At 72.6% G+C, this 22666-nt stretch carries 28 protein-coding genes; 12 read left to right on the top strand and 16 right to left on the bottom strand.

From position 1 onward, the window contains the following. Positions 1 to 25: 25 nt before the first annotated feature. Positions 26 to 964 carry a ribose-phosphate diphosphokinase gene (locus tag ACFQ46_RS03695; protein ID WP_380258405.1) on the top strand — a complete coding sequence of 313 codons (939 nt, stop codon included), beginning with the start codon at positions 26 to 28 and terminating at the stop codon, positions 962 to 964. Between the two features lie 57 nt (positions 965 to 1021). Here the strand turns inward: ACFQ46_RS03695 and ACFQ46_RS03690 are convergent, their stop codons facing one another. Beyond that, entirely contained in the window at positions 1022 to 3064 is a 2043-nt protein-coding gene (locus ACFQ46_RS03690) for a HelD family protein (RefSeq protein WP_380257303.1), read from the bottom strand. 353 nt (positions 3065 to 3417) lie between these two features. Here ACFQ46_RS03690 and ACFQ46_RS03685 point away from each other — a divergent pair, with 353 nt between their 5' ends. The 3 genes from ACFQ46_RS03685 (at position 3418) to ACFQ46_RS03675 (ending at position 6001) form a co-directional block, all read left to right on the top strand. Then, positions 3418 to 3807, top strand: a complete 390-nt coding sequence (locus ACFQ46_RS03685) for an SSI family serine proteinase inhibitor (protein WP_380257301.1) — start codon at positions 3418 to 3420, stop codon at positions 3805 to 3807. Positions 3808 to 3999: 192 nt separating this feature from the next. Next, positions 4000 to 4935, top strand: coding sequence for a ferritin-like domain-containing protein (locus ACFQ46_RS03680; protein WP_380258403.1), 936 nt, complete (start codon positions 4000 to 4002; stop codon positions 4933 to 4935). A 34-nt stretch (positions 4936 to 4969) separates the two neighbouring features. Continuing rightward, positions 4970 to 6001, top strand: coding sequence for a cell wall-binding repeat-containing protein (locus ACFQ46_RS03675; RefSeq protein WP_380257299.1), 1032 nt, complete (start codon positions 4970 to 4972; stop codon positions 5999 to 6001). A gap of 26 nt (positions 6002 to 6027) precedes the next feature. On the opposite strand, the gene ACFQ46_RS03670 is transcribed toward ACFQ46_RS03675, so the two are convergent. From ACFQ46_RS03670 to ACFQ46_RS03655, 4 genes are all read right to left on the bottom strand, one after another. Next, positions 6028 to 6150 (bottom strand): hypothetical protein, encoded by a 123-nt coding sequence (locus ACFQ46_RS03670; RefSeq protein WP_380257297.1) that lies wholly within the window; start codon positions 6148 to 6150, stop codon positions 6028 to 6030. A gap of 23 nt (positions 6151 to 6173) precedes the next feature. Beyond that, entirely contained in the window at positions 6174 to 6425 is a 252-nt protein-coding gene (locus ACFQ46_RS03665) for a hypothetical protein (RefSeq protein ID WP_380257295.1), read from the bottom strand. A 149-nt stretch (positions 6426 to 6574) separates the two neighbouring features. Continuing rightward, positions 6575 to 7675: a glycerophosphodiester phosphodiesterase family protein gene (locus ACFQ46_RS03660; protein ID WP_380257293.1), complete on the bottom strand. Its 1101-nt coding sequence runs from the start codon at positions 7673 to 7675 to the stop codon at positions 6575 to 6577. A 64-nt stretch (positions 7676 to 7739) separates the two neighbouring features. Further along, entirely contained in the window at positions 7740 to 8627 is an 888-nt protein-coding gene (locus ACFQ46_RS03655) for an Fpg/Nei family DNA glycosylase (RefSeq protein ID WP_380257291.1), read from the bottom strand. Between the two features lie 146 nt (positions 8628 to 8773). Here ACFQ46_RS03655 and ACFQ46_RS03650 point away from each other — a divergent pair, with 146 nt between their 5' ends. Both ACFQ46_RS03650 and ACFQ46_RS03645 read left to right on the top strand, forming a co-directional pair. Further along, the gene (locus ACFQ46_RS03650; protein ID WP_380257289.1) at positions 8774 to 9391 is read left to right on the top strand and encodes a TMEM165/GDT1 family protein; all 618 of its coding nucleotides are present in this window, start codon (positions 8774 to 8776) and stop codon (positions 9389 to 9391) included. Between the two features lie 192 nt (positions 9392 to 9583). After that, positions 9584 to 9964: an ATP-binding protein gene (locus tag ACFQ46_RS03645; RefSeq protein WP_328293995.1), complete on the top strand. Its 381-nt coding sequence runs from the start codon at positions 9584 to 9586 to the stop codon at positions 9962 to 9964. A gap of 17 nt (positions 9965 to 9981) precedes the next feature. Here the strand turns inward: ACFQ46_RS03645 and ACFQ46_RS03640 are convergent, their stop codons facing one another. Genes ACFQ46_RS03640 through ACFQ46_RS03630 form a run of 3 tightly spaced genes read right to left on the bottom strand, consistent with a single transcriptional unit; the run spans position 9982 to position 12049 of the window. Then, positions 9982 to 11187 carry an MFS transporter gene (locus ACFQ46_RS03640; protein WP_380257287.1) on the bottom strand — a complete coding sequence of 402 codons (1206 nt, stop codon included), beginning with the start codon at positions 11185 to 11187 and terminating at the stop codon, positions 9982 to 9984. Between the two features lie 44 nt (positions 11188 to 11231). Further along, complete coding sequence (locus ACFQ46_RS03635) at positions 11232 to 11654, bottom strand: hypothetical protein (protein WP_380257285.1); 423 nt, start codon at positions 11652 to 11654, stop codon at positions 11232 to 11234. 11 nt (positions 11655 to 11665) lie between these two features. After that, positions 11666 to 12049, bottom strand: coding sequence for a hypothetical protein (locus ACFQ46_RS03630; RefSeq protein WP_380257283.1), 384 nt, complete (start codon positions 12047 to 12049; stop codon positions 11666 to 11668). Between the two features lie 38 nt (positions 12050 to 12087). On the opposite strand from ACFQ46_RS03630, the gene ACFQ46_RS03625 reads away from it, so the two are divergent. After that, positions 12088 to 13158 carry an alkene reductase gene (locus ACFQ46_RS03625; RefSeq protein ID WP_380258401.1) on the top strand — a complete coding sequence of 357 codons (1071 nt, stop codon included), beginning with the start codon at positions 12088 to 12090 and terminating at the stop codon, positions 13156 to 13158. Here ACFQ46_RS03625 and ACFQ46_RS03620 read toward each other — a convergent pair. Beyond that, positions 13140 to 14180 carry a CapA family protein gene (locus ACFQ46_RS03620; protein ID WP_380257281.1) on the bottom strand — a complete coding sequence of 347 codons (1041 nt, stop codon included), beginning with the start codon at positions 14178 to 14180 and terminating at the stop codon, positions 13140 to 13142. The genes ACFQ46_RS03625 and ACFQ46_RS03620 overlap by 19 nt on opposite strands. A 41-nt stretch (positions 14181 to 14221) precedes the next feature. Here ACFQ46_RS03620 and ACFQ46_RS03615 point away from each other — a divergent pair, with 41 nt between their 5' ends. Beyond that, positions 14222 to 15034, top strand: a complete 813-nt coding sequence (locus ACFQ46_RS03615) for an Fpg/Nei family DNA glycosylase (RefSeq protein ID WP_380257279.1) — start codon at positions 14222 to 14224, stop codon at positions 15032 to 15034. Between the two features lie 51 nt (positions 15035 to 15085). Here ACFQ46_RS03615 and ykgO read toward each other — a convergent pair whose 3' ends face one another. The 4 genes from ykgO to rpmB are packed head-to-tail and all read right to left on the bottom strand — an operon-like array spanning position 15086 to position 15934. Next, complete coding sequence (gene ykgO / locus ACFQ46_RS03610; RefSeq protein ID WP_380257277.1) at positions 15086 to 15208, bottom strand: type B 50S ribosomal protein L36; 123 nt, start codon at positions 15206 to 15208, stop codon at positions 15086 to 15088. Between the two features lie 13 nt (positions 15209 to 15221). Continuing rightward, positions 15222 to 15527, bottom strand: coding sequence for a 30S ribosomal protein S14 (rpsN, locus tag ACFQ46_RS03605; RefSeq protein WP_380257275.1), 306 nt, complete (start codon positions 15525 to 15527; stop codon positions 15222 to 15224). A 3-nt stretch (positions 15528 to 15530) separates the two neighbouring features. Next, positions 15531 to 15698: a 50S ribosomal protein L33 gene (gene rpmG, locus ACFQ46_RS03600; protein ID WP_380159396.1), complete on the bottom strand. Its 168-nt coding sequence runs from the start codon at positions 15696 to 15698 to the stop codon at positions 15531 to 15533. After that, complete coding sequence (gene rpmB, locus ACFQ46_RS03595; protein WP_380159398.1) at positions 15698 to 15934, bottom strand: 50S ribosomal protein L28; 237 nt, start codon at positions 15932 to 15934, stop codon at positions 15698 to 15700. Before rpmB ends, rpmG begins: the two co-directional genes overlap by 1 nt. A 72-nt stretch (positions 15935 to 16006) precedes the next feature. On the opposite strand from rpmB, the gene ACFQ46_RS03590 reads away from it, so the two are divergent. After that, complete coding sequence (locus ACFQ46_RS03590) at positions 16007 to 16261, top strand: type B 50S ribosomal protein L31 (RefSeq protein WP_380257273.1); 255 nt, start codon at positions 16007 to 16009, stop codon at positions 16259 to 16261. Here the strand turns inward: ACFQ46_RS03590 and ACFQ46_RS03585 are convergent. Next, the gene (locus tag ACFQ46_RS03585; RefSeq protein WP_380257271.1) at positions 16246 to 16665 is read right to left on the bottom strand and encodes a hypothetical protein; all 420 of its coding nucleotides are present in this window, start codon (positions 16663 to 16665) and stop codon (positions 16246 to 16248) included. The genes ACFQ46_RS03590 and ACFQ46_RS03585 overlap by 16 nt on opposite strands. A 62-nt stretch (positions 16666 to 16727) precedes the next feature. Here ACFQ46_RS03585 and ACFQ46_RS03580 point away from each other — a divergent pair, with 62 nt between their 5' ends. From ACFQ46_RS03580 to ACFQ46_RS03570, 3 genes are all read left to right on the top strand, one after another. Next, positions 16728 to 17870, top strand: coding sequence for a GTP-binding protein (locus tag ACFQ46_RS03580; protein WP_380257269.1), 1143 nt, complete (start codon positions 16728 to 16730; stop codon positions 17868 to 17870). Positions 17871 to 17896: 26 nt separating this feature from the next. Beyond that, positions 17897 to 18175, top strand: a complete 279-nt coding sequence (locus ACFQ46_RS03575) for a DUF1490 family protein (protein WP_380257267.1) — start codon at positions 17897 to 17899, stop codon at positions 18173 to 18175. Between the two features lie 89 nt (positions 18176 to 18264). Further along, entirely contained in the window at positions 18265 to 20430 is a 2166-nt protein-coding gene (locus tag ACFQ46_RS03570) for a heavy metal translocating P-type ATPase (RefSeq protein ID WP_380258399.1), read from the top strand. Positions 20431 to 20470: 40 nt separating this feature from the next. Here ACFQ46_RS03570 and ACFQ46_RS03565 read toward each other — a convergent pair whose 3' ends face one another. Further along, complete coding sequence (locus tag ACFQ46_RS03565) at positions 20471 to 21103, bottom strand: GntR family transcriptional regulator (protein WP_380257265.1); 633 nt, start codon at positions 21101 to 21103, stop codon at positions 20471 to 20473. A gap of 1 nt (position 21104) precedes the next feature. Further along, positions 21105 to 22664, bottom strand: a complete 1560-nt coding sequence (locus ACFQ46_RS03560; protein ID WP_380257263.1) for a dipeptide ABC transporter ATP-binding protein — start codon at positions 22662 to 22664, stop codon at positions 21105 to 21107. Positions 22665 to 22666 lie beyond the last annotated feature (2 nt).

The following is a 22666-nucleotide window of genomic DNA, read 5'->3' as shown; positions in this document are numbered from 1 at the left end:
AGCGTGGCGCCTCGTGCGTGACAGCCTGCGAGACATCGCCCTCTTCAGTGGTTCGGCCCATCCCGAGCTGGCCCGGGCGGTGGCGGCGGAGATGGGCATCGCCCTCTCCCCCACCCGGGTGAGCCGCTTCTCCAACGACTGCCTCGAGGTCCAGCTCGAGGCCAACTGCCGCCAGCGCGACGTCTACATCATCCAGCCGCTGGTCCCCCCGGTGCAGGAGGCGCTGGTCGAGCTGCTGCTCATGCTCGACGCCGCCAAGCACGCCTCGGCCGGACGCGTCACCGCCGTCATGCCGCACTACGCCTACGCGCGCTCGGACAAGAAGGACGCCGGCCGCATCTCGATCGGCGGTCGCCTCGTGGCGGACCTGCTCGAGACGGCCGGCGCCGACCACGTGCTCGCGATGACCCTGCACTCCCCGCAGGTCCACGGGTTCTTCCGGATCCCCGTCGACCACCTGCACGCGCTGCACCAGCTCGCGACGCACTTCGACGGCGACGACCTCTCCAACACCGTCGTGGTCTCGCCGGACCTCGGCTACGCGAAACCCGCGGCCGCCTTCGCGCGGATGCTCGGCTGCGGGGTCGCCGCCGGCGCCAAGCAGCGCTTCCCCGACGACCGGGTCGTCATCGCCAACGTCATCGGCGAGGTCACCGGCAAGGACGTCATCGTCCTCGACGACGAGATCGCCAAGGGCAGCACCGTCTTCGAGCTCGTCGCCCGCCTGAAGGAGCTGAAGGTCCGCAGCATCCGGGTGGCCTGCACCCACGGGATCTTCGCCGGCGACGCCCTCGACCGCCTCATCAAGCACCCCGACATCGACGAGGTCGTCTGCACCGACACCGTGCCGCTGCGCGGCGGCCCGCGCCCCGGGCTGTCCGTCATCTCGGTGGCCCCGGCGCTGGCGACCGCGATCCGCCACATCCACGAAGGCGAGTCCGTCAGCGCCCTCTTCCAGCACTGATCCCCCCGATCCGTGATCTTGCTGGGATTCCCAGCGGGATCACGGATCGGGAGGGGCTCAGGTCAGTTCCGGTGGAAGTTCCCGGGAGTGCAGCACCACCATCGCGGTGACCGCGCGGGTGAGGCTCACGTAGAGGCGGCGCAGGCCGGTGCGTTCGTCGGGTTCCCCGTCGACGATGTCGGCGGGTTCCACGACGAGCACCCGGTCGAACTCCAGACCCTTCACGAGGCTCGCCGGGACCAGCGACACCCGTTGCTGCACATCGCCTTCGACGACCTGGTCGAGCCGGGAGAACTCGACCCCGGCCGTCGTCAACGCCGCAGCGACGGCCTCGACGGAGTTCGCGGCCACGACCACTCCGACGGACCCCTCCTCGGCCAGCAGTTCCGAGGTGGCCGTCGCGACCCGGCTCACCGGGTCGGCGACCTCGACGACGTCGAGGCGGCCCGGGTCGTCACGCACCGACTTCGGGACGGAGAGGTCGGGAGCGATGCGGGGCAGCAGTCTCGCCGCGTAGTCGATGACGGCCGAGGGGACGCGGAAACCCCGGTCGAGGACCTCGAGGCTGCCGTCGGGTTTCCCGAGGTGGCCGAGCACGTCGTCCCAGCTGCTCGCCGACCACGGCGTCGTCCCCTGGGCGATGTCGCCGAGGACCGTCGCCGCACCCGTGCTGCAGCGCCGGCCGACGGCGCGCAACTGCATGGCGGAGAGGTCCTGCGCCTCGTCGAGGACGACGTGGGCGCGGGACCGGGTGCGCTGCAGCTGGTCACCGATCTCGTCGAGGAGCACGCTGTCGGCGGCCGTCCACTTCGCGGTCCCCGCGGTGCGCGGGGGTCTCGGCCACAGCAGCAGGTCGCGTTCGGCCCCGGTCAGCAGGTCCTGCGAGTTCTCGACGAGGAACTCGCGGTCGGACAGCAACCGCCACAACACCTTCGCCGCGTCCTGGGCCGGCATCAGCAGCTTCACGGCCTTCCTCACCTCGGCGCTGCGGGCGACCGCGTCCTGCACCACGTCGTCCGGGGAGTCCCCCGTCGCTTCGAACAACTGCAGGACGGCGTGCGAGAGTCGTTGCGGCAGCAGGGCTCGCGCAGCCTCGTAGCGGATCCCGCGGTGGGTCAGCTCGTGCAGGAGGTCCTTGACGAGGTAACCGGGGACCCGCCACCGCCGCGACCCGCGGGTGACGACGACGGCCCCGCTCTCGAGGACCTGCGCCGGGTCGCCCACGGCCGACCACACCGCACGGCGCACCACCTCGGCCATCCGCCCGTCGCCCTTGAGCGTGGCCACCGAGGGAGGTTCCTCGCCGCGCAACCGCACCTCCTTGCGCCCGTCGCCCGCGACGGTCAGGAGTTCGGTGACGGTGCGCTGCTCGACCTCGACCTCGCCCAGCGCGGGCAGCACGGCCGAGATGTGCGACAGGAACGCCCGGTTCGGCCCGATGACCAGCACGCCCTGCCGGGTCAGGCGCTCGCGGTGGGCGTACAGCAGCCAGGCCGCGCGGTGCAGCCCCACGGCGGTCTTCCCGGTGCCGGGAGCGCCCTGGACGCAGACCGTGGTCTGGGCGTCGGCGCGCACCAGGGCGTCCTGCTCGGGCTGGATGGTGGCGACGATGTCGCGCATGGGACCGGAGCGCGGGCGCTCGATCTCGCGGGCCAGGATGGCGCTGGAGTGGTCCTGCTCGTCCCGGTCGACGAGGTGCTCGTCCTCGTAGGCCGTCAGCCGGCCCTCCTCGACCCCGAACCGGCGGCGCAGTCGCACCCCCGCGCGGTCGTCGCGGGTGGCCCGGTAGAAGCCGCGCGAGACGTCGGCGCGCCAGTCGATGACGACGGGGTCGCCGTGGGAGTCGGTGACGTGGCGGCGCCCGATGTGCAGGTGCTGGCCGTCGTCGTGGTCGGTGCGACCGAAGAACAGCGTCGTCGACGGGTCGTCGACGAGGCTGAGCGCGCGGCGGTGCAGGGCCCAGGCGAGGGCTTCGTCGGCGATGGCGTCCCCACCGTCGGGGACGAGGGACAGCGTGTGCTCGCGCATGCGGGCGAGTTCCGCACGGGCGTGGTCGAGGTGGGACTGCTCGGCGGCGAGGACGCCGTCGTGGTCGGACACGGTTCCTCCTGGAGCTCGACCCGGTTCGTGAGAGCCGACTGATTCTGCCGGAATCGCTGCGGGACAACAACGTTGTGATCTCGACACCGTTCGCGGGATGATGAACGTGGTGGTTCTGAGAATTCCCGGAAGTGGTCAAAAGCCTCAGCTTACGGTGGTGGTACGACCCTGTCACCGCCTGCGTGTCGCACCGGCGGGAACCGGCTCCGGCCACGCCGCGTCGTACCCGGGTGACCGCACGAACGAAGGCCCGCAGGGCCGTCCCGGCAGCACGGGGCGGTCTCGCCGCGATCGCCCTGGCCGGTCTCGCGGTCCTCGGCGGTTGCGGACAGGAACAGGCAGGGAGTCCCACGATGAGCAGTTCGAGCCCGTCCGGTCCGTCGGCGACGACCCCCGCCGGGCGGTCGCTGACCGTCGCCCTCGACGACGGCAACGGCACCCGGCAGACCTGGCAGTTGGCCTGCTCGGTCGACGGGACCGTCTCGGGCGACCACCCCGACGCCACGAACGCCTGCGCGGTGATCGCCGCGGCGAAGGACCCGTGGGCACCCGTCGACAAGGACATGGCCTGCACGATGATCTACGGCGGTCCCCAGGTCGCGACCGTCCAGGGGACCTGGGACGGCGTCAGCGTCGACGCCCGCTTCGTGCGGACCGACGGGTGCGAGATCGCCCGCTGGGACCGCCTCGCCCCGCTCCTGCAGCCAGGATCGGTACCCGGCAGCTCCCGTGGCGCGATGTAGGCAGTTGATCACAAGGAGTAGCGAAAAGAGCGCAGTCAGGGCAAGGTGTGTTCAGGCGACTTCAGAACGTGTTGAGCCGTACCCATCCAGGGCGCGACCGGCACCGAACGTCTGACGTCCGAAGACGACGACGTGACACCTGCCGCGTCGAGCACCGGTGCCAAGGACGGCGCCCTGACTCAAAGGCTGCCCATGTTCAAGAAGTCCCTCATCGCTGACATGATCAACCGCAGTTCCGAGACCCCCGCCGACCGCAGGAACTTCCTGCGCGGCATGGGCCTGCTGTCCGCCGGCACCGTCGGCGCCGGTCTCGTCGGAGCTTCCATCGCCGCCCCCGCGGAAGCGGCCCCGGGCGACCCCATCAGTGACGGCACAGTTCTCAACTTCGCCCTGAACCTCGAGTACCTCGAGGCCGAGTTCTACTGCTTCGCCGCCTACGGCCACGGCCTGTCCGAGGCCATGGCCACCGGTACCGGCACCATGGGTGGCGTCACCGGCGGGCACCGGGTTCCCTTCAAGAGCAAGTCGATGCGCTACTACGCCGAAGAGATCGCCAACGACGAGATCGCCCACGTGAAGTTCCTGCGCGGGCAGCTCGGCACCGCTGCGGTCTCCCGTCCGGCCATCGACCTGCAGAGTTCCTTCACCGGTGCGGCCGTCGCCGCCGGGGTCATCAAGCAGGGCGAGACGTTCGACCCGTTCTCCTCCGAGGCGTTCTTCCTGCTCGGGGCGTTCCTCTTCGAGGACGTCGGGGTCACCGCCTACAAGGGCGCGGCGCCGCTCATCCAGAACAAGGGCTACCTCGAGGCTGCCGCCGGCATCCTCGCCGTCGAGGCGTACCACGCGGGCATCGTGCGCACCCTGCTGTACGAGAACGGCCTCTCCACCCCCACCAACGCCATCTCCGACGCCCGTGACTCCCTCGACGGGGCCGGCGCGGACAAGGACCAGGGCATCACGACCGGTGCGTCCGGGCGTGCGAACCTCGTCCCCACCGACGCGGACTCGATCGCGTTCAGCCGTTCGCCGCAGGAAGTCCTCAACATCGTGTACCTGACCCCGGGCACCGGCGTCAGCAAGGGCGGGTTCTACCCCAACGGTCTCAACGGCGACCTCAAGACCAGCTGACCCTGCCCCCTCGACCTCCGGAAAGAAGAACACCGTGAAGAGATCCGTCATCACCGCCGGCGTGGCCGTCCTCGTCGGCCTCGGCACCACCGTCTCCGTCGCCCTGCCCGCGCAGGCGGCGACCGGCTTCAAGTTCGACCACCGCATCTCGGGTGCGGACCGCTTCGCGACGGCCGTCGCCGCCTCGCAGCTCCTCTACCCCGAGGACGACACGGCGAGCGACATCGTCATCGTCAACGGGTACGCCACCGTCGACGGCCTCACCGCGTCCTACCTCGCGGGCCTGAAGACCGCCCCGATCCTGTACACCGACACGAACGCCGTGCCGGCCGCCACCGCGGCCGAGATCGCGCGCCTCGGGGCGAGCGACGTCTGGATCGTCGGCGGCACCAACCGGGTCTCGCAGGCCCAGGAGGACGCCTGGAAGGCGGCCGGCAAGACCGTGCACCGCCTCGCCGGCGCGGACCGCTACGAGACCTCCGCCCTGGTCGCGGAGGCCGACGACTCCGGCGACGCACCGGAACAGGTGTTCATCGCCAGCGGGCTCTCCACCGCCGACGCCCTCGCCGCCGGACCGGTCGCATGGGCCCGGAACTACCCGATCCTGCTGACCGACCCGAACAGCGTCCCGGCCGCGACCGCGGACGCCCTGAAGGAACTCGGGACGACGAACCGCGTCGTGCTGGGGAGTTCGACGTCGGTCTCCGACGCCGTCTACACCCAGGTCGCGGGGACCCAGCGCCTCGGCGGTACCAACCGCCAGGAGACGGCCACCAAGATCGCTGACGACGTCATCGCGAACGACAACTTCGACCCCCAGAGCGTGGCCCTCGTCGGCGGGACGGACGCCACCGCGGCCGACGCGCTCGCCGCGGCCCCGGTCGCGGGTTCCTACGGGGTGTCGCTCGTCTTCACCGGCTTCGACGGCTCCCTGGGCGACAGCACGAAGGCCTACCTGGTCGCGAAGAAGGGCAACTACGTCCTCCCGGGCACCGGGTGGATCTTCGGCGGAACCCCGTCGGTGCCGCAGGCCACCGCGGACGCGGCGACCGCAGCCGTCCAGTAGTCCCACCCGTTCCACGAACACCCACGTCAGTCGCCCCTCTCGTCCACCGCCTTCGCGCGGACGAGGGGGGCGATCTGCGTCCGGGTTGTCGACGTGCGGGCCCCGGCCTCGAAGGGGCCGGACACGACCTGACCGACGGCGATCCGCACGCCGGTCATCCTGCCAGCGAGGTTCAGGCGGCCTCGTGCGAGCTGTCCGCTCGACGCGCCCGGTGCGCGTCCAGGTGGACGACCTCCGCGTGCGGTCCCGCTTCCTCGCGGGCGGCGCGCAGGACGATCCGCGTCGCGTCGCCGAACTCGGCACCGCGCGGGGCGACGAGCAGCAGCCCGTCGCCCCTCCCCTCACGCGCGGCTCGACCCGCAGCGGCCATGACGACGAGAACCAGCGTTCCCAGCGGAACCACGACCCCGACGAGAATGCTCATCACGATACCCATCCCCCACGCCTCCCCCGGCGCTCGACCACTCGAACCGAACACCTCGAGCATCGGGGACGGAGCTGTGCGGGGGCATCGGACCGCGGGTGGAACCGCTGGTACTCCCGCAGGAGGACCCTCCCCCGCAGCGCGTGGGTCTAGCGTCCGAGGAAGCGGTCGCGGGCGAGAACCCCGATGTCCGGGGCGTCGGTGAACAGACCGTCGATCCCGGTGTCGAACAACGCCTGCGCGTAGTCGAGCACGTGGCCCCAGGCCGTCGGGTCGTCGCCGTCGCGGTACTGCTCGGGCAGGAAGGTGTTCTCGGGTCGCAACGTGTACGGCACGACCTCCAGGCCCGCCGCGTGGGCGTCGTCGACGAGTCCCCGCGTCACCTGCACCAGTGACGGGCCGATCTGGTCCGTGAACGTGGCGAGCTCGCGCAGGGCCGAGGGGATCAGCAGGTCCGCGTACTGGCGGGGGTCACCGGCCGCGACGAGGTCGGCCGGCGCACCCGTCTCCGAGGTGAGGAACACCGTGGGCGTCCGCAGGCCGTAGGTCGAGCGCAACTGCTGCAGGTTGGTCAGCTCGAAGGACTGCACGACGACCGGCGCGTCGGCGGAGTTCAGGCCGGCGGAGTTCAGCGTCGCCACCACCTCCGTCTCGACGTCGAACCCGAGGGAACGGAAGTAGGTCGAGTGCTTGATCTCCGGGACGATCCCGATCGTGCGGCCGAGCTCGCGGGACAGGCGCTGCCGCAGCCGGAGGGCCTCGCGGAACGTCGGGACCCGCCACGACCCGTCGTAGATCGTGTTGTGCTGACGGATCTGCGGGAGGCGTTCCTTCGCCCGCAACGTGCGGAGCTCGGCCAGCGTGAAGTCGGTGGTGAACCAGCCGGTGTACACGATCCCGTCGATGGTCCGCGTCGCCGACCGGTCGGCGAACTCCGGGTGGTCGGCGACGTCGGTGGTCCCGGAGATCTCGGGTTCGTGCCGACAGACCAGGACACCGTCCTTCGTCGGGACCAGGTCGGGCTCGACGACATCCGCGCCCATCCGGGCCGCGAGTTCCCACGAAGCCGTGGTGTGCTCGGGGCGGTAGGCGGAGGCGCCGCGGTGGCCGACGACGAAGGGGGTCGGCCACCCGTGGTCGGGGGCGGCCGAGGCGGCCGTGGCCGTGACGGGGACCACCGCGAGCCCGCCGAGGACGGCGGAGGCGGTGAGGACGGAACGACGGGACGGGGCTGCGCTGCGCTGCGTCATGCCCGCAGTGAACTCCCGCCGGGCCCGTCCCGCACCGGGAGGTCTGGGCGGGCTCCGGGGGAACTCACTTCAGCAGGCGGGACATCCTGCGGTCGGCGAGGGGTTTGCCGCCGGTCTGGCAGGTGGCGCAGTACTGCATCGAGCGGTCGGCGAAGGAGACCTCGCGCACGGTGTCCCCGCAGACCGGGCAGGGCAGCCCCGTCCGTCCGTGGACGCGCATGCCGGCCCGTTTGGCGTCCTTGAGCTCCTGGGCGGGTTTGCCGCCGGCCTCGGCCACGGCGCCCCGCAACGTCGTCCGCAACGCGGTGTAGAGCCGTTCCACCTCCGTCTCGGGGAGTTTCCCGGCGATCGCGTACGGGGAGAGCTTCGCGACGTGCAGCACCTCGTCGGAGTAGGCGTTCCCGACTCCCGCGAGCACCGACTGCTCGCGGAGCAACCCCTTGATCTGCTGCCGCGAACCGTTCAGCAGCGCCGCGAACGTGGCCAGGTCGAAGGAGTCGTCGAGGGGGTCGGGCCCCAGTGAGGCGATCCCCGGGACCTGCTGGACGTCCTTCACGACGTGCACGGCCAGCCGCTTCTGGCTGCCGGCTTCGGTCAGGTCGAACCCCGGCGGGCGTTCGGGGTCTTCGTCGCCCTCGGGGACGAGCCGGACCCGCAACGCGACGGAGTTCTTGCCGCTGGGCCTCAGCGGCGCCTTCGGCAGGGCGTCGGACCAGCGCACCCAACCCGCGCGGGACAGGTGGATCGCGAGGTGGATCCCGTCGACGTCGATGTCCAGCCACTTGCCGTGCCGCTCGACGCCGCTGACCATGAGCCCCCCGAGCGCCGTCGGCGGCGGGTCGTAGGTCTTGAGCACGTTGAGGGCGCCGACCTCGACGCGGGCGACGACGCGGTCCGTCATCCGCTCGCGCAGGAAGGCGGCGAGCCCTTCGACCTCGGGGAGCTCCGGCACCCGCCCAGTGTGGTGCACCGGCCACCGCGCGGCCAGGTTTCGTCGCACCGCAACCGTGCTCGACGGCCCGCAGAACTGTGGTTCTGGCGTTGTCGTGGCTCGCGGCGGACGTGCTCTCATGGCCGCTGCCCCCTGAGAGGAAACCCGTGGATCCCGCCGTCTTCGCCGCCAGCTTCCTGCCGATCCTGCTGCTGGAGCTGCCCGACAAGACCTTCGTGGCGACCCTCGTGCTCGCCACCCGGTTCAGGCCGCTGACGGCCTGGATCGGGGTCGGCCTCGCCTTCGCCGTGCAGTGCCTCATCGCCGTCGTCGCCGGACGCCTGCTCGCCCAGCTGCCCGAACGGCCGGTCGCGGCGGTGGCGGCGCTGCTGTTCGCCGTCGGCGCCTTCACCCTCTTCCGCGGTGCGGCGAAGGCGCAGCAGGCCGAGGCGGACGCGCTGCAGGAGTACGAGCAGAAGGTCACGGGCGGGAAGTCGGGGGTGCGCGCCGTCCTGGCCTGCTTCGGGGTCGTCTTCCTGGCCGAGTGGGGCGACCTGTCGCAGCTCTTCACCGCCGGCCTGGCCGCACGCTACGACGACCCGGTCTCGGTGTTCCTCGGTTCCTGGGCCGCACTGCTCGTGGTGTCGGGGCTGGCCGCGGCGATCGGCGCGACGGTGGTGAAGAGGCTCAGCGTCGCCACCGTGAGCCGGATCGGCGGGGTCGTCTGCACCGTCCTGGCCGTCCTCACCGTCCTCGAGGTGGCGGGCGTCGACCTGCCGGTCTGAGCCCGTGGGGCCCCTGTGACGGCGGTGGGCCGAGACACGAGTTCCGCCTGCGTTCGGACAAGCGGCGACCCGAGTGATTGACTGTGTGTCACGCATCGATGACTCTGCTCACATGCGTGGGGCTGGAGCGCCGTGGAGGGACCTCGGCGGGGTGTCGTTCGGGGTTGGGGAGGTCGAGGACCGTTGTTCCGCGTGGTCCTCCCACCCAACCCCCGGTCGGTCGGCATCGCGAGGTGGCTCATCACGGAGTGGTGCGCGCCCTGGGTCGCGGCCGACGAGATCCAGGAGGACACCGTCGAGGCCGCGCTGCTGCTGGCCAGCGAGGTCGTGACCAACGCCGTCATCCACGGTGACGGCATGGTGCTGGTGGCCCTCGACCGCGTCAACGGCGCCTCGCTGCGCGTGGAGGTCTCCGACAACGGCGGCGGGATGCCGCTGATCGGCTCGCAGCGCGCCGACGCCGAGAGCGGACGCGGGATGGCCATGGTCGAGATGCTGTCCAGCCGCTGGGGGACCGACCTCGCCGTCGGCCCGCTCGGCAAGACCGTCTGGTTCGAGCTCTCCGGGTCCTGAAGCCTCCACCCCTGCTGTCAGACGCGCACGAACGCGTCCTTCCCGGCCGCCCGCGCCGCCACCAGCTGCCCGGCCGCCACCAGCACGAGCACCACCAGAGGCACCGTCCACGAACCGCTCGCCACGTGCAGCGCCCCGATGAGCACCGGCCCGACCGCGGCCGCGAGGTAGCCGACGCCCTGCGCCATCCCGGACAACGCGACCGCCGTGGCCCCGTCCGCCGCCCGCGCCGAGACGCTCGCGAGCGCCAGCACGACGGCCCCACCCATCCCGAGCCCGGCGACGACGACGGCGACGACGGCCGCGTCGGGGACGAGCAGGAGGAGGAGCAGGCCGGTGATCGTGAACGTCGTGGCCCCCATCGCCGCGCGCCGGGTGCGCACGACGGTGCGACCCGCGACGACGGGGACGAGCAGGCTGCCGACCACTCCGGCGACCTGCATCACCGACAGCAGCACACCGGCGGCGGCACGGTCGGTCCCGGAGCGGTCGTGGACCATCGTCGCCAGCCACGCCAGCATCACGTAGAAGATCACCGACTGGGCGGCCATGAACGCGGTGACCGCCCAGGCCAGTCCCGAACCCCAGGGCGCGCGGGGTCGTGGTCCTCCGGTCGCCGGGCCGGAACCGCGGCGGACCAGGGGCAGCCACAGCACCGCGCAGACGAGGGCGGGTGCGGCCCACACGACCAGCGCGCTGCGCCAGCCGCCGGCGAGGTGCTCCGACAGCGGCACGGCGACGCCGGAGGAGACGCTGGCGACGACCTGCATGAGGACGACGTAGGTGCTGGTGAGCAGGGGGATCCGGCCGGGGAACTCGGCGCGGATGAGCGCGGGCATGAGCACGTTGGCGACGCCGATGGCGACCCCGAGGACGGCGGTCCCGGCGAAGAGGGGCACGACGCCCGGGACCCAGCGCAGCAGGGACCCGGCGACCAGCAGGAACAGCGCGAGGACCAGGGTGAGCCGGGTCCCGAGGCGGGCGGCGACCCGCGGGACGACGAGCGAGCTCGCGGCGAAGGCCAGCAGCGGCAGCGACGTCAGCGCTCCGGCGAGCGTCGCGGACAGGGCGAGGTCGTCGGAGACGATCGGGAGCACGGACCCGACCCCGGTGATGGGGGCGCGCATGGCGCAGGCGACCAGCAGCAGCCCCACGAGGAGGACGACGGTGGCGCCACGGGTGGCCGGGGCGGTGGGGGCGGTGGGGGTCTCGGGTGTGCGCATGACCGGGGCATCGTCGCGCACGGGTGGTTCGGTCGGGACACCGGTCAGGAGCGGCGGGACTCCCGCCGCAGGTAGACCAGGCCGAGGACCGGCAGCACGAGCGGGACGAAGCCGTAGCCACGGCCGTAGCCGGACCAGACGGTGGAGTCGGGGAAGGCGGCCGCGTCGGCGAGGCTGAGGGTCCCCACGGTCAGGACGCCGAGCAGTTCGACGCTGCAGGCCACCCAGGCGGCGCGTCGCCAGCCGTGGCCCGTGCGGCCCAGCCCGAGCGTCGCGACGACGTAGACGACCCCGGCGAAGGCGGACAGCACGTAGGCGAGCGGGGCCTCGTGGAACTGCGTCGCGATCTGGACGCCGGCGCGGGAGACCGCGGCGATGGCGAAGACGCCGTAGAGGGCGACCAGGACGCGTCCCAGTCCCGTCGTGCGGCGGGGCTCGGGTCGCCCGCTCACCGGGTCACTGCTCACCGGGTCACTGCTCACTGGGTCACTCCGAACAGCAGGTAGGCGCGGTAGGCGATGACGACGACGGCGAAGCAGGCGACGACGAGCACGAGGGTGCTGGGTCGTGACCGGTCCGCGAGCGCCCAGAACGTCCCCGCCGGCAGCACGAACGGCGACACGACGAGGTAGGCGATCGTGGTGGCGAGCTCGACCGGACGCGGTCCGGTGACGAGGTCGACGACCCCGTCGGCCACGAGGGCCAGGACACCGAGTTCGAGGACGGCGAGCCCGCCGAGCAGGGCGCGCCCGACCGGGCGGTCCCGGGCGACGACGACGACCGCCCAGGCACCCACGACGAGGGCGAGCAGGCAGACCACCGCGACGAGGATCCCGGACACGGGGGTGAACTCTACGGTCATCGGGAAGACGGACTCCGGTCCGGTTGTTGAGCCGGTACGTGGACCTCTTCTCCCCCGTCGCCCTGGGCGACCTCCAGCTGCCCAACCGCCTCGTCATGGCCCCGCTGACCCGGACCCGCTCCGGTGCCGAGGGTGTCCCCGGACCCCTCGTCGCCGAGCACTACGGCCAGCGCGCGAGCACCGGACTCATCGTCACCGAAGGCACCTACCCCAGCCGCGAGTCGCGGTCCTACCCCAGCCAGCCCGGGATCGTCACCGACGAGCAGCAGGAGGGCTGGCGCGGTGTCGCCGAGGCGGTTCACGCCCGCGGCGGCCGTCTCGTGATGCAGGTCATGCACGGTGGCCGCGTCACGCACCCCGACATCACCGGCACCGAGCGGATCGTCGGGCCGAGCGCCATCGCGATCCAGGGGGAGACCCACACCGCGACCGGCAAGGTCGCCTACCCGGTCCCGCACGAGCTGACGACGTCCGAGATCGCCGACGTCGTCGCCGACTTCGTCACCGCGTCGCGTCGCGCCGTCGACGCCGGGCTGGACGGGGTCGAGCTCCACTCCGCGAACGGCTACCTGCTGCACCAGTTCCTGGCGCCGGGGTCGAACCACCGCACCGACTCCTACGGCGGTTCCCCGGAGAACCGTGCGCGCCTCTCGATCGAGGTCGCGACGGCCGTGGCCGCCGAGATCGGTGCCGGCCGCGTGGGCATCCGCATCTCCCCCGCGCACAACATCCAGGACGCGCTCGAGACCGACCCCGCCGACGTCGAGGCCACCTACGCCGCGCTGGTCGAAGGTCTGGCTCCGCTGGGTCTGGCCTACCTGAGCGTCCTGCACGCCGACCCGACGGGCGACCTCGTCCAGGGTCTGCGCAAGCGCTTCGAGGGTCCGCTCATGCTGAACACCGGTTTCGCCGCCGTGACCACCCGCGAGGAGGCCACGGGCCTCGTCGCCGACGGTGTCGCGGACGTCGTCGCCGTGGGCCGCGCCGTGATGGCGAACCCGGACCTGCTGGCGCGCTGGCAGGGGGGTCACCCCGAGAACGAGCTCGACCCGACCACGAGCTACGGCTCGGGCGCCGAGGGCTACACGGACTACCCCTTCCTGGCCTGACCTCCCGACGTGGCGGCGAGGTCGGCGCAGGCACGCAGGGAGTCCTTCTCCTGCAGCGCCTCGGCCGCCTCGTCGCCCGTCAGCGGGACGGGTACCCCGGAACGGATGGTGGCGGGCGTCCACGCCGCGGCGGAGACCCCGCCCGTTCCCGGCAGCGTCAGCTTCAGGACGCCGGAGTCGACCGTCCCGGGGCGCTCGGCGTAGAACACGAAGTTCCCGAGGCCGTAGTCGACGAAACCCGTCCGGTCCCCGGCGGTCAGGAAACCCTGCCCGAGCTGGATGTGCGCGTGCGACCCGACGACGGCGTCGGCGCCCGCGGCGACGAGTTCCCGGGCGATCCGGCGCTGGTCGTCGGTGGGGCACCCGGCGAGTTCCCGGCCGTAGTGCAGGACGACGACGATCGAGTCGCTGCGTCCGCGTTCGGCCTTCACCGCGGCGACGAGCCGCGCCCGCCCGGAGTCCGTCTGCACGGAGGCCAACCCGGGTTTCTCCGCGGTCGCGGTCCACGCCGTCGCGAGCGAGGTGTCGAGGACCTGGGTGGCGTCGAACACGGCGAGGCGGTTGTCGCGGACGGTCGTGCGGTACGGCGCGAACGCCGCACCGACGTCCGTCCCCAGCCCGATGATGGGCAGTCCCTGCGCCTTCCCCGCGGCGAGGGTGTCCTGCAGACCCGTCCGGCCGTAGTCGAGGCTGTGGTTGTTGGCCATCGCCGCGACGTCGACCCCGACCGCCTTCAGCGCGCCGAGCCCGGACGCCGGCGCGCGGAACGTGTACTTCTTGCCCGCGGGGTCCCCGCGGTCGGTGATCGCGGTCTCGACGTTGACCACGGTGACGTCGGCGTCGCCGAGCACCCCCGCGACCGCTTCCAGCCCGCCGGGTTCGAGGGCCGCGGCGCTGGAGCCGGCGAAGTGGACGTCGCCGGCGACGTTCACGGTGATGGGTTGCGGCGCGGGTGCTTCCGGGTCACCGGAGCACCCGGCGACGAGCAGCAGGGCCACGACCGCGAGAACCCCTGAGCGCACCGGGCCACAGTAGGGGTGGAACCGGAGGTTAGGGTCACGACGTGCCGGAGCTGCCCGAGGTCGAGTCCGCCCGCAAGGTCATCGAGGAGAGCGGTCTGGACCGCCGGATCGCCGACGTCGACGACCGCGACACCTACGAGTGCCGCCCGCACGCACCGGGCGATCTGCGCAAGGCCCTGGTGGGCCGGACCCTGACCGCGGCCCACCGCCGCGGCAAGTCGATGTGGTGCGACTCCTCCGAGGACGGTCCGTCGCTCGGGATCCACCTGGGCATGAGCGGGCGCATCTTCATCAGCCCGCCCGGCGGCGACGGCGACGTGGTGGTCGGCGGTGACTACGCGGGGCCGCGGCCGCAACCGGGCCAGGTCAAGGAGGAGTGGTACCGCTTCACCCTGGACTTCGAGGACGGTGGGCAGTTGCGCCTCTTCGACAAGCGCCGCCTGGGCCGGGTCCGGCTCGATCCCGACCTGGACGCGCTGGGCCCGGACGCCGGGGAGATCGGTCGCGACGAGTTCCGCGAACGCGTCGGCCGCGGAACCGCTCCGTTGAAGGCACGGCTGCTGGACCAGTCGGTGCTGGCGGGGATCGGGAACCTGCTGGCCGACGAGGTGTTGTGGCGCAGCCGGATGTCCCCGCGCAGGCCGGCCGGGGAGCTGCGCAGCGAAGAGCTCGACGAACTCCGCCGGGAACTGCGCGCCGGGATCCGGCACGCCGTCAAGCACGGGGGCGTCCACACCGGCGAGGTGATCCCGCACCGCACCAACGGAGGCCACTGCCCCCGCTGCGGCGCCGAGATGGTGCGCGCGACGGTCGGGGGCCGCACGACGTGGTGGTGCTCGGCGGAGCAGGCCTGAACCGCCAATCGGTGCTGATCGCGTCGATCGTTCGGGGATGGCGCCGCGGGGTCAGCCCTGCCGCGCCTTCCAGCGGGGGTTCCGCTCGTTGATGACGTAGGTCTTCCCGTGACGACGCACGACGATGGATCCCTCCTTCTGCTTCAGGCTCTTCAACGATGCGCGTACCTTCACGACGTCGCTCCCCTCACCAGCTGGACTTCGTGACGCCGGGTAGTTCCCCGGCGTGGGCCATGTCGCGGAACGTGATGCGCGACAGCCCGAACGTGCGCAGGACGCCACGGGGGCGCCCGTCGGTGACGTCGCGGTTGCGGACCCGGGTGGGGCTGGCGTCGCGCGGGAGCTTCTGCAGGGCCAGCTGGGCCGCAGCCCGTTCCGGGCTGGTCGCGTGCGGGTCGACGGCGGCCTGCTTGAGTTCGGCCCGGCGCGCGGCGTACCGGGCGACGACGTCCTTGCGCTGCTCGTTCTTGGCGATCTTGCTCTTCTTGGCCACGGTTCAGCGCTCCTCGCGGAAGTCGACGTGCCGGCGTAGGACGGGGTCGTACTTGCGGACGACCATGCGGTCGGGGTCGTTCCGGCGGTTCTTGCGCGTGACGTAGGTGTAGCCCGTTCCACCCGTGGAGCGGAGTTTGATGACGGGACGCACGTCCTGGGACCTGGCCATCAGAACTTCTCCCCCCGGGCTCGCAGTTGCGCGACGACGGACTCGATGCCGCGCTTGTCGACGGTCTTGATGCCGCGCGCGGAAACGGTCAGCGTCACGGTGCGCCCCAGGGAGGGGACGAACCACTTCTTGCGCTGGACGTTCGGGTCGAACCGGCGGTTGGTGCGCCGGTGCGAGTGCGAGACGGACTTGCCGAACCCCGGAACGGCTCCGGTGACCTGGCAGTGAGCGGACACGTGGGCTCCCTGGTCGTGGTGAACGGGTTTGGGTTCTACTGTTGAGAACGTATCTCATCTACAGGAGGAACTGTGAAACCCCACCTGCATCCCGCCTACGGCCCGGTCGTCTTCCGCGACAAGGCCGCGGGCACGGCGTTCCTGTCGAACTCCACCCTCGCCGCGCGCCGCGACCTGCCGACCGCGGAGTGGGAGGACGGACGCACCTACCCCGTGTTCGACGTCGACGTGTCGGCGGCGAGCCACCCGTTCTGGACCGGGAGCGCCCGCGTGCTGGACACCGAGGGCCGGGTGGAGAAGTTCCGCCGCCGCTACGCGCGCGACTGACCCTCCCCCCGCGGCCGGGCACCCGCCGGCTGCACCGCGGCGACGCGGCGGTGCAGCGCGGCGGGCACCGCGGTCAGTTCCGTCACCGGACCCGCGATCCAGTCCAGGGCCGCGGCGGTCTCGTGGGCGGTGAGGTCGCGGAACCACGTCAGGCACCCCGGGCGCGGTGCGGTCCAGGCGAACTCCACCCCGACGGCCAGGCAGGCGCGGGCCGGGGTCGCCACCCCCGGGTCCAGGGCGACCAGGACGAGGTTTCGCGAGTTGCGGACGACGGCGCGCGCCCGGTGCAGCAGGCCGGGTTCCCCGGCGGGGACGAGCACCCAACCCCGGGGCGCGGGGACGGGCGGCGGGGTCGTCGGCGTGGTGAACGGTTCAGCGGGCGTGCGGACTGCGGGACGGGGCACGTCTCCTCCAGGGTTCGGCGGCTGGTAGCGTCACCCTAAACGAGAACCGTTCTCATGTGGAGGTGTCCGTGTCGCCCGTCCTGCCGATCACCGTCGTGACCTCGGTCCACCCGCTGCAACGCGACCTGGTGACGAGCACCGTCTTCTGCGACGTCCCCGGCGCCGTCGTCCTGCGCTACGACCTCGGGGCCGACGACCTGCGGCGCGTCGTGAGCGACTTCGGCGGCGTGGTGGAGGACGTCGTGGTCCCGCTCGAGCACGCCTGCCTGGGCTGCGCCCAGCGCGAGGACCTCCTGCCGACGGTGGCGGCCATCGCGGCGACCGGCCGCTGGTCCGCCCTCGTGCTGGCCCTGCCGGTCGGCGCCGACCCCACCCCGGTCCTGGCCGCGCTGTGCACGCAGGACGACCTGCGCGACGCCGTCGCCGTGCGCGGGGTCGTGGCCGCCGTCGAGGCCGCCTGCCTCGTCGACGACCTCCTCGGCGACGCGCTGCTGTCCGAACGCGGCACCGCCCTCGGCGAGGACGACGAACGCGCCGTCGGCGAGGCCCTGGCCCGGCAGCTCGACGAGGCGGACCTGGTGCTGACCGACGGCACCCCCGACGGGCGCGCACGCACCCTGCTCGCCCACCTGTGCGGCCCGGCGGTACCGGTGCTGCCCCTGGAGGACACCGGCGGCGCGCAGCTCGTCGACGTTGCGGGCAGGACGCACCGCAGCGGCGCCCGCGCCGACCTGCTGACCGTGCGCCGCCCCCCGGTCGAGGACACCTGCGGGGTCTGGACCGTGGAGCTGACCTCCGACCGCACGCTGCACCCGGGCCGGCTGCTGGAACGGATCGAGGACCTCGGCGCCGGGCGTCTGCGCGCCCGCGGCACCTTCCGCCTCACCACCCGCCCGGGCACGGTCTGCGCGTGGGACGGCGCCGGGGGCCAGCTGAGCATCGGCGAGACCGGCACCTGGCGCCCCGGGGACCGCAGCACCCACCTCGTCGTCACCGGCACCGAACCCGGCGACAGGGACCGGGTGCGGACCGCCTTCACCGACGTTCTGGCCACGGTGCCCGAGGAAGCCGGGGCGCAGGAGGAGGCGGCCCAGCAGGCCGCCGGTACCCAGGGCCCCGAGGAGGACGGGTTCGAGGCGTGGCTGGGCCCGCGAGAGCCCCACGTCCCGGCCCACCTCCTCACCGATCCGCTCGTGGTGGAATGAACGTCCGTCGTCTCAGGAGGTCTTCCGTGCTGCCCATCGCCGCGCCCCTCGGGCGTCTCGCCCTCACCGCAGCCGCCTCGGCCGGGATCGTCAAGGCCCTCGGCGACGGCCGCGGCGGCGCGGCCCTGCGCCGCCTCGCCGTCAGCGGGACCAAGGCCGGCATCAAGGCCTCCCGCGCCGCCGAGACCGGGGTCGAGCGCCTGCGCCTGGGCAGCGGCGACATCGTGGCCCAGGCCTACGACGAGCTCGGCGAGCAGGTTCCCGTGCCGCCCACCCCGCAGGCGGGGCACGACCACCAGCACTGAGCGGTCCCGGTTCACCGTCCCCCCCTTCAGGAGGTGCACACGTGTCCACCCCCACCTGGACCCCGGTCGAGTTGTCGCCGCTGAACGTCATGGCCGTGGCTCCGGGTCGCCTGCGGCTGCAGGCGGACTGGTTGCGCCGCAGCCCAGCTCGTGCGGTCGCGGCCGAAGAAGCCCTCGACCGCCTCGACGGTGTCCGCCTGGCGCGGGCCTACCCCGTGACGGGCAACGTCGTCGTGCACTTCGACCCCGCGACCCTGCACGTGGAGCAGATGGCGGCCGCGGTCGCCTCCAGCGCGCGGGTCGCCCACGACGCCGAGCCGTCCCGCACCCCGCGCTCGGCCGACGTCGGCAACGGTGAGGTGGCCCGCATCGCCGTCGGCGGTGCCGCACTGGCCCTGCTGGGCCTGCGCCGCTACGCCTTCGGTCGCCCGGCGTTGCTCGGCCCGACCTCCCGTCTCGTCGCGACGGGTGTGACGATCTTCTCCGGCTACCCCTTCCTCAAGGGGGCCTTCGGTTCCCTCGTCGGGAAGCGGAGCGCGGGCACCGACGCGCTGGTCTCCGCCGCCACGGTCGCGAGCCTGTTGCTGCGCGAGAACGTCGTGGCCCTCACCGTGCTCTGGTTGCTCAACATCGGGGAGTACCTGCAGGACCTCACGCTGCGCCGCACCCGGCGGGCCATCGCAGACCTGCTGCAGGGCAGCGAGGCCACCGCGTGGGTGCGGCGGAACACCGCCGACGGGCAGTTCGTCGAGCAGCGCGTCGACCTCGCCGAACTGCGGGTCGGCGACCTCGTCGTCGTCCACGACCAGTCCACCGTGCCCGTCGACGGCCTGGTCGTCGAGGGCGAGGCCGTCGTGGACCAGGCCGCGCTGACGGGGGAGAACCTCCCCGTCCAGCGCGCCGTCGGTGACCCCGTGCTGGCCGGCAGCGTCAACCTGCGCGGACGTCTCGTCGTCCGGGCCACCGCGACGGGTTCGGACACCGCGGTGGGACGGATCATCGCCCGCGTCGAGGACGCCCAGGCCGACCGTGCCCCCGTGCAGACCGTGGGCGACGCGTTCAGCCGCAAGTTCGTCCCCGCCTCCTTCGGCCTGGCCCTGGCGACGTTGGTGTTCACCCGCGACGTGCGGCGGGCCATGACGATGCTGCTCATCGCCTGCCCCTGCGCGGTCGGACTGGCCACGCCGACGGCCATCAGCGCGGCCATCGGCAACGGGGCCCGGCGCGGGATCCTCGTCAAGGGCGGTTCGCACCTGGAAGCCGCGGGTCGTGTCGACGCGTTCGTCTTCGACAAGACCGGGACCCTGACCGTCGGCCGTCCCGTCGTGACGAACGTGTTGTCCTTCCGCGAGGACTGGACCCCCGAGCAGGTCCTCTCCGAGGCCGCGAACTCCGAGGTGCACTCCAGGCACCCGCTGGCCCAGGCCGTCATCCGTTCCACCGAGGAACGTCACCTGCTCATCCCCACCCACGAGGAGTGCGAGGTCATCCTCGGTCTGGGGATGCGCGTGCAGGCCAACGGCCGGGTCCTGCTCGTGGGATCGCCGGGGTTGATGCGCCGCGAGGGCGTGAGCGTCGACGAGCACGCCACCGACTGGGTGGACCGGTTGCAGCGGGCCGCCGAGACCCCGCTGCTGCTGGCCGTGGACGGAGTTCTCACGGGGTTGGTGAGTCTGCGCGACGAGGTCCGCCCGGAGGCGCACGAGGTGCTGGACACCCTGCGCCGCAGCGGGGTTCAGCGGATCGTCATGCTCACCGGCGACAACCCCGACACGGCCGCTGCCGTCGCCGCGGAACTCGGCATCACCGATTTCCGCGCGGAGACGATGCCGGAGGACAAGCAGGACGTCGTGCGGGCCCTGCAGGCCGAGGGCTTCACCGTCGCCGTGGTGGGCGACGGCACGAACGACGCCCCGGCGCTGGCCCTGGCCGATCTCGGGATCGCGATGGGCATGTCGGGCACCGACGTCGCCGTCGAGACCGCCGACGTCGCGCTCGTCGGCGACGACCTGCGCCGGTTGCTGCAGTTGCGGGACCTGGGGGACCGGACCCTGGGTCTGATCAAGCAGAACTACGGCGCCTCGATCGCCGTGAACGGCCTGGGGCTGGCGCTCGGTGCCGCGGGGGCGCTGTCGCCCGTGGTGGCGGCCATCGCGCACAACGCGTCCTCGGTCTTCGTGGCCGTCAACTCCGCACGGCTGATCCGCTACCAGGTTCCCGTGCGCCGCTGGAGCGCAGCACGAGAACGGCGGTGATCGACGTCCCCGCCACCGCGTCGAGGTGGACGAGCGGGGCTCAGCGGCCGTGGAACCCCGCCCGCGACCTCTCGACGTGGGTCTCCATGCAGCGGCTCGCCCGGGCCTCGTCGCCCGCCGCGATGGCGGCGACGATCTGGCGGTGCTCGGTCCAGGCCCGCTTCCCCTGCTGCGGGACGGTCGTCGCGTAGGCCCACTGGATCCGCTCGGTCACCCGGCGCAGCACCATCGTCATGCTCGCCGCTCCCGAGGCCCGCGCGATGCTCGCGTGGAACTCGGCGTTCAGCCGGGCCCCCTCGGCCGCCCGTTCCTCGGCCAGCGCCGCGAAACCCGCCTCGACGATCTCCCCGAGTTCGGCGACGAGCCCGTCCGCGTCCCCCGCCGCGACCCGCCGCGCGCAGCGGGCCGCGGTGATCCCCTCGGCGACCGTGCGGACGGCGTAGAGGTCCGCGAGGTCGTCGACGGGCACGGCGGCGACCGTTGCACCCGCGTTGGGGCGCAGGTCGAGGAAACCGTCGGCGGCCAGGGCCCGCACGGCTTCCCGCACCGGGACGCGGGAGGTCCCGTACCGCTGCGCCAGGAGGGTCTCGGTGAGGCGGGATCCCGGGGGCAGCGCGCCGCTGAGGACGTCCTGGCGCAGGGCCTCGGTGACCCGTTCCGCCGTGGCGCCCACCTCAGGCCGCGCGACGGGGGGTGGCCCCGGGGATCGCCGTCAGGAGTTCGCGGGTGTACTCGTGCTGGGGGTGGTCGAACACGTCCTCGATCCTGCCCGCTTCGACGACCTCCCCGCGCCGCATGACCAGCACGTCGTGCGCGATGCTGCGCGCGACGGCGAGGTCGTGGGTGATGAACAGGTAGCTCACCCCGAGGTCGGCCTGCAACCGGCCCAGGAGTTCCAGCACCTGCTTCTGGACCAGGACGTCGAGGGCCGAGACGGCCTCGTCGCACACCACCAGCTTCGGGTTCAGCGCGAGCGCCCGGGCGATCGCGACCCGCTGCCGCTGCCCACCGGAGAGTTCCGCCGGGCGTCGCTGCGCCAGGTCGCGGCCGAGGGCGACCTGGTCGAGCAGTTCACCGACGCGTTCCCGGCGGGCCCGGGCGTCACCGACCGAGAACACCCGCAGCGGTTCGTCGATCAGCCGTTCGACGGTCATCGTCGGGTCCAGCGAACCGTAGGGGTCCTGGAACACGGGTTGCATGTCGCGGCGCCCACCGTCGAGCGTCACCGTGCCCGACGTCGGTTCCTCCAACCCCAGGACCATCCGCGCCGTCGTCGACTTCCCCGACCCGGACTCCCCCACGACGGCCGTCGTGGTCCCGGCCCGCACCGAGAACGACACGTCGGACACCGCCCGCAACCGTTCGCGCCGGCCGCGGACCCGGTAGTCCTTGACGAGGTTCTCGACCCGCAGCACCTCCGCCGCCCCCTCCGGGGCGGTGCGGGGTTCGGTGCGTCCCGGCACCGCGGCGACCAACCGCTGGGTGTACTCGTGCGCCGGGGAGCGCAGGACACCCTGCGCCGCACCGGTCTCCACGATCCGACCCGCCGACATCACCACGACCTCGTCGCAGCGGTCCGCGGCGAGGGCCAGGTCGTGGGTGATGAGCAGCAGCGAGGCACCCCGGGCCGCCGTGAGGCGTTCGAGGTGGTCGAGGATCTGGCGCTGGACGGTGACGTCGAGCGCGGAGGTGGGTTCGTCGGCGATGAGGAGTTCCGGTTCCGCGGCCAGCGCCATCGCGATGAGGACGCGCTGGCGCATCCCGCCGGAGAACTCGTGCGGGTACTGCTTCGCCCGGCGGCCGGCGTCGGGGATCCCGGCCTCCTCCAGCAGTTCCACCGCCCGCGCCCGCGCCGTCGCCCCGCGGGCCATCCCGTGGATGACCAGGGTCTCCGCGACCTGTCGCCCCACCCGCGCGGAGGGGTTCAGGTTCGACATCGGGTCCTGCGGGACGAGGCCGATCTGGCGTCCGCGCAGCCGGGCGGCGCGACGTTCGTCCCGGCCCTGCACCGCCGCGGTGACGTCCTCACCGTCGAAGAGGATCCGCCCGGCGGTGATGCGGCCCCGACCCGACAGCAACCCGATCGCCGCGGCGGCCGTGGTCGACTTGCCCGACCCCGAGGCCCCCACCACCGCGACCCGCTGGCCGCGCCCCACGGTGAGGTCCACCCCGTGGACGACGGTGTTCGTGCCGTAGGCGACGTCGAGTCCTTCGATCCTCAGCAGCTCGTCCACCC

The organism is Kineococcus sp. GCM10028916, assembly GCF_042674865.1.
In the GTDB taxonomy this organism is placed as follows: domain Bacteria; phylum Actinomycetota; class Actinomycetes; order Actinomycetales; family Kineococcaceae; genus Kineococcus.
The sequence above is the reverse complement of the archived record's forward strand: the minus strand, read 5'-3'. Positions and strand labels throughout refer to the sequence as shown.